General features: G+C 67.9%; 5 protein-coding genes and 1 pseudogene. 3 read left to right on the forward strand and 3 right to left on the reverse strand.

What is annotated here, in order from left to right:
- Positions 1–44: 44 nt before the first annotated feature.
- The gene (locus ACWEN3_RS40985) at positions 45–569 is read right to left on the reverse strand and encodes a hypothetical protein (RefSeq protein ID WP_452982166.1); all 525 of its coding nucleotides are present in this window, start codon (positions 567–569) and stop codon (positions 45–47) included.
- A 400-nt stretch (positions 570–969) separates the two neighbouring features.
- On the opposite strand from ACWEN3_RS40985, the gene ACWEN3_RS40990 reads away from it, so the two are divergent.
- Together ACWEN3_RS40990 and ACWEN3_RS40995 are read left to right on the forward strand one after the other, a co-directional pair.
- Complete coding sequence (locus tag ACWEN3_RS40990; protein WP_452982169.1) at positions 970–1,464, forward strand: peptidylprolyl isomerase; 495 nt, start codon at positions 970–972, stop codon at positions 1,462–1,464.
- Positions 1,465–2,110: 646 nt separating this feature from the next.
- Positions 2,111–2,743: a hypothetical protein gene (locus ACWEN3_RS40995; RefSeq protein WP_452982171.1), complete on the forward strand. Its 633-nt coding sequence runs from the start codon at positions 2,111–2,113 to the stop codon at positions 2,741–2,743.
- 100 nt (positions 2,744–2,843) lie between these two features.
- Here ACWEN3_RS40995 and ACWEN3_RS41000 read toward each other — a convergent pair whose 3' ends face one another.
- Both ACWEN3_RS41000 and ACWEN3_RS41005 read right to left on the reverse strand, forming a co-directional pair.
- Positions 2,844–3,386, reverse strand: a complete 543-nt coding sequence (locus tag ACWEN3_RS41000) for a hypothetical protein (RefSeq protein ID WP_452982173.1) — start codon at positions 3,384–3,386, stop codon at positions 2,844–2,846.
- A gap of 530 nt (positions 3,387–3,916) precedes the next feature.
- Positions 3,917–4,336, reverse strand: a complete 420-nt coding sequence (locus ACWEN3_RS41005) for a hypothetical protein (RefSeq protein ID WP_452982176.1) — start codon at positions 4,334–4,336, stop codon at positions 3,917–3,919.
- A 194-nt stretch (positions 4,337–4,530) separates the two neighbouring features.
- Here ACWEN3_RS41005 and ACWEN3_RS41010 point away from each other — a divergent pair.
- Positions 4,531–5,169 (forward strand): annotated as a pseudogene (locus ACWEN3_RS41010) (hypothetical protein); the annotation flags it as partial.

The raw sequence follows: 5,169 nt of genomic DNA on the forward strand, positions 1-5,169 counted from the left end.
GCCACGGCTGGTGCCGTGGCGCACCGGGCCGAGGCCGGAGCCGGCTACACGCAGATCGGAGGGTCCGGGTAGGAGCACCCGCCGTAGGTGTCGCCCTCGTACGTGATGCCGCCCTCCATCGCCTGGTCGCAGGTGGCGCAGTTGACGACGAAGTACGGGTTGACACGGAGGAAGGCCGCGTTCTTCAGCTCGAAGATCGCCTTCACCGCGTCCAGCCCGTGTTCCCGGATTCCGTGCTGCAGGAAGTCGAACGCGCCGAACTCGTGGCCCTGCTTGCACGCGAAGCGCCCGAACCGGAAGGCACCGATGTCCGCGATCCCCAGCTCGGACTCGATCCGCGCCTTCTCCTCGGCCGACACCGGTTCGAGCCGGGAGGCCTTGACGAGCTCGGGTGTCCAGTGCAGATCCAGGAGGGTGCGCGCCTGCTCACGCGACAGATAGAAGGAAGCGGTCCTGCCGCTCTTGATGGTGTCCTGCACGAGGGCCACGACCGCGTCGTCGTCCGCCGAGACGACGACCTTCCCCCTGCCGACGGTTGCTTCGATCTGGTCCAGCAAAGAATTGTCCACGACGCATCCTTCCGGGTCCGCACCCTGAATCCGATCCTGCGTTCGCAGAGAACTATTCTGTTCGGCCGCCCTGCTCGGCAGCTGCCACACGGGCGCCTCACCCACACGGCAGCCCCGGCCCACACCGCAGCCGCATCAGCCGACGCCACTCAGCCCTCGCTGCGGCGTCCGGGGCGTCGATTGCCCGGGCCCGGATCGGCGCCAGGCCCGCTGCCCAGCGCGGTACCTGTCCATGCTGCGGCGGCTCCGCCCCGCCTATTGAGTACGGGCCGCAGCGCACCTGACGCGGCCGCACCCAGCCGTACGACCTCACCGCGCCCGACGCTCGGCACGACCTGGACGTCCGGTGACCGGCGGGGCCGTTCGGCACGGCCGACACCGTAGTGACAGGATGAGCCCCATGAGTAACGTCTACTTCGACATCAACATCAACGGCGCCCCCGCCGGCCGTATCGTCTTCAACCTCTTCGACAAGGTCGTCCCGAAGACCGCGCGCAACTTCCGTGAGCTGGCCACCGGCCAGAACGGCTATGGCTACGCCGGCTCGGGCTTCCACCGCATCATCCCCCAGTTCATGCTGCAGGGCGGTGACTTCACCAACCACAACGGCACCGGTGGCAAGAGCATCTACGGTGAGAAGTTCGAGGACGAGAACTTCGAGCTGAAGCACGACCGCAAGTACCTGCTGTCGATGGCGAACGCCGGCCGCAACACCAACGGCTCGCAGTTCTTCATCACCACCGTCGTCACCCCCTGGCTCGACGGCAAGCACGTCGTGTTCGGCGAGGTCATCGAGGGCCAGGAGCTCGTCGACCAGATCGAGTCCCTGGGCTCGCAGTCCGGCTCCCCCAAGGCCAAGGTCGAGATCGCGGCCTCCGGCGTCGTCGACAACTGATCCCGGCCCGTCGTCCGGGCCCGGTCCGCCGAACAGGAGCATGCGAAGCCCGCGGGCTCACCCGTGACGGGTACGAGGCTCAGAGGCGCCGTCGGCGCGAGGTGTCCCAGGCCACGTCGACAGCCATGACCACGTACGCCGAGGTGGCTGCGCGCAACCGGTACGAGCCAGAGCAGGCCGTGAAGAAAGCGGTCCAGCGGCCCCTGGGGTGACGGAATGCATGGGGCGGGTCAGTGGGCCGTACTGCCCGCCCCTCTGTTCCGGGCTGCCTGCCTCGTTCCGGTCGAAACCGGCGGGGTCCGGGCCGATTCGCTTGCCTGTCTTCAGATCGTCCAGCGCCGCGAGATCCTCAGCGTCGGGGTCGAAGCTTGGATGTCAGTCCGGGTCATGTGAGAGACAGAGGGTCCAGTGGCGGTGAGCCAGGCTACGCTCACCGCAACCCGTACGGCCTGGCACCGCACCTTGGTGAGCCGTGCCCTCCACTAATGAAGCCAGAGAGCCGGCTCGCCCACCTTGGAGCACGACCGTGAACCCGAAAAGGCTCCAACGGACCCTAGGCATCACATTGATGGTTGCCGTAGGGGCTGCTCTCGCCATTGCCGTTACTGCATGGATCATGAAGGACCACCGGCATGGAGAGGGGGCCTTGGGCGAGGTACTGGTGAGCGGTGACGGCCGCACCATCACCACCCTGAACAGCCGGGCCCCATGCCAGCAGGACCCGCCACTCCTGGTGGCAAGCGAATCCCGCGATTCCGTCACCTTGGAACTGCAGGAAAGCGATGTCGATCTCCGGCCCCACTGCAACAGCATCGACGAGCAGATCACCGCGACGTTGCAGTCACCGCTAGGGACACGACGGCTGATAGATGCCGGTAACGGCTGGACCATCTCGGCCTTTGACGAGAAGCGGCTGGCCAATCCGCGATATCTCCCCCCGGGCTATTCGTCGGCCACTCACGTGCAGTGGAGCGGCTCCAGCGAGCACGACCTGCTGCCGTCTTTCTTTCGGCCCCAGCGCTCGGGTGCCGCCTGGACCCGTTTCTACCACCGCGCCTCGGACGAGGCGTCTCTGAGCATCACGCAAATCGCCGGAAAGCTCACAGTGAATGCCGCAGACACTCCGGAGTCCGTCTACGGGTGGGCCGGTGGGCTCGCCCCGAACACCAATAACACCGTGACATGGACGAACGGGACCTACACGTTCATCGTGAACACCACGGATCAGGACCTCCGCGAAGCCGAACTCCTGAGGATCGCCAAACAACTCACCCCGTGAACCCCGTGAACCCCGAGGCCCCTGCCAGGCCATCCCGGCCCGACTCGCACAACTGATCGGCAGGTTTGCCGCCGGCCGCAGCAGCTCGTGCACTTGCGGGTCAGTTGCCGGCCTGGTCCTGCGGTTCGGGCGCGTCACCGATGGCGACGCGCAGGTCATGGATGCCTTGCAGGACATCGATGAGGGCTTCTTCCGCCCCGCTCAGAGCGTGTCGCGTTCCCTCCGTATCGCCGCGTTCGGCGTGCAGCTGAGCGCCGAGGGTGTACACCGCCGTCATGACGGCGGCGAAGGCAGCCTCTCTGCCGGGTGGCAGTTCTTCCGCCTCCGGTTCGGAGACCTGCACCGCGGTGCGCTGCAGCCGGTTCGTCAGGACGTTGACCGCGAGGCCGGGATCACCTACCTGCTCCTTCCAGCCGAGCAACGTCTCAAGGACGTCCTCGATCTCACCTTCCTCGGTCAGGCGGGTTGCCGCGGTGATCTCGAGTTCCGTCTTCGCCAGCAGACTGCCCAGCAGGTGCAGGCGGTCTTCTTCCTGCGGCCCCTCGGTTCGCTTCTCCTCATCTGGCACCGGCTCAGCCGCCAGAGCGGCCAACGCTGCGGAGATCTGCTCAGCACTCACCGGGCGCTCGCTACGATTGGTCACGCCCTCAGCTTCGCCCAGCGAAGCCGTGCCCGCCCGTCGCGCACGTGCGAGTCCCAGGCGAGTTCCACCACCCAGACCAGCGCGCCGCCGAGCGCGGGCGGCCTCCGGTCCCTCCACCAGGTCGCCGGACGGCCAAAACCACCGGATGCCCTTCTCGCTGCGGCGGGCGTGCTCGCGGCGAGGACGTCGGGGCGGCGGGCGTCGGCGGTCGGCGCAGGTAGGCGTGGAGGGCACGGGTCTGACGGACCAGCGGGTGAAGGGCTGGCCGAGCCTTGGATCACATGGATCACATGGATCACATGGATCACATGGATCACATGGATCACATGGATCACATCCAGGTCGGTGTACTCGTCGGCCTGGAGCAGGCGCGATCACCGGCACCGTGTTCCCGCCGGTCGACGCCGGCAGCATCACCGCCCGCCGGCCTCCCATCGAGCTGGTGCTGCCCGCCCGCCACTCGGGCCCGGGCCGAACCGCGTTGCGGCGAGCGGCGGTTCGACCCGGGCCGAGGTGGCGGGCGGCGTGGTTCAGTGGACCGTGACGTTGAAGACCGGCGAGGCCGTCTTGCCGTTGACGATGCGCAGGTCGTTCTTGCCCTTGAGGCCTAGCTTGACGCGCAGCGAGTAGGAGCCGTTGCGCGACACGGGGACGGACGCGGGCAGGGAGACCCACGTGCCGTGCTGCTTCTGCTGCAGGGTCACCTTGCTGCCGGCCTTGATGCCGGTGGTCTTGCCGGTGACCCGGAACAGCTGCCAGGCCCGGACCGAGGTCGTCGACGGCGTGGCGGTGATGCCGGCCTTGGCGGCCTGGACGTTCTGCACCACGGCAACGGGAGACGTGGTGTGCGTGGTCGTGGTGGCGGCCGTCGCGGTTCCCGCGAGGGCGAGAGAGGCGGCTCCCAGAGCGCCGACGACGGCTATACGCAGAGAGCGCCGCTTCGAGATCATCACAGATATATCCCTTTCCATAGTGAGAGTGGCTTTTCTTGTCGGAAGAGAGCTACATGCCGTTTGGCATGGTCAGTTATAGGGACGACACGGAAGGGGCGGGCGTTCATCGGTGTTATGTCCCTGTCCTGTAACAGCGGATGGGGACCGAGTTGCTCTCAGTAGCCACCTCAGGAGGGTTGCCGGGAGCAGCGGTGTCGTACGAGGCCGTCCCGGGACGCTCCCCGGACGCCGAGGAACGCCACAAGGCCCTCGACCGCTTCTACAGCGCCGTCCACCACCAGGGCAGCGTGTACCCGCCCACGGCAGCCAGCCTGCCCTTCCTGTCCGCGCTGGCCGCCGACGGCGCCACGCCCGACCGGGCCGCCATCGTCGCACTGCTGGTCAGCATCGGCCGGGAGTCCCTCGACCGGGGCTTCGAGGACGACGGCACCGAGATCGAGTACTACCCCCCGACGGGCTGCGCGCAGGCCGTCGCCTTCCTGCGCGAGCGGGGTTCGGAGTTCGCCGAACTCGCCCGCGACCCCGACCCGGACGTGCGCCTGGCCGCGATCCCAGGGATCGGGCTTTTCCTCGACGACGCCGACAGGGCCGCCGCGGTGCTGCGGGAGCGGCTGGCCGCCGAGCGCGGCATCCCGGCGCGGCTGCGGATCGTGGAGGCCGCGGCCACCCTGGCACTGCGCCTGCCGACGGCCTCGCAACAGGCGATGGACTTCAGATGCAGCACCTTGCTCACCGGCACGGCCACCACCCGGGCGCCCAGCAGACCAGCTCAAGACCCTGCGAGGGTACCGCCAGGGCGAGTCGGACCTCATCGAACGCGACGGCGCCTT

The sequence above is a fragment of the Streptomyces sp. NPDC004561 genome, from assembly GCF_053602155.1.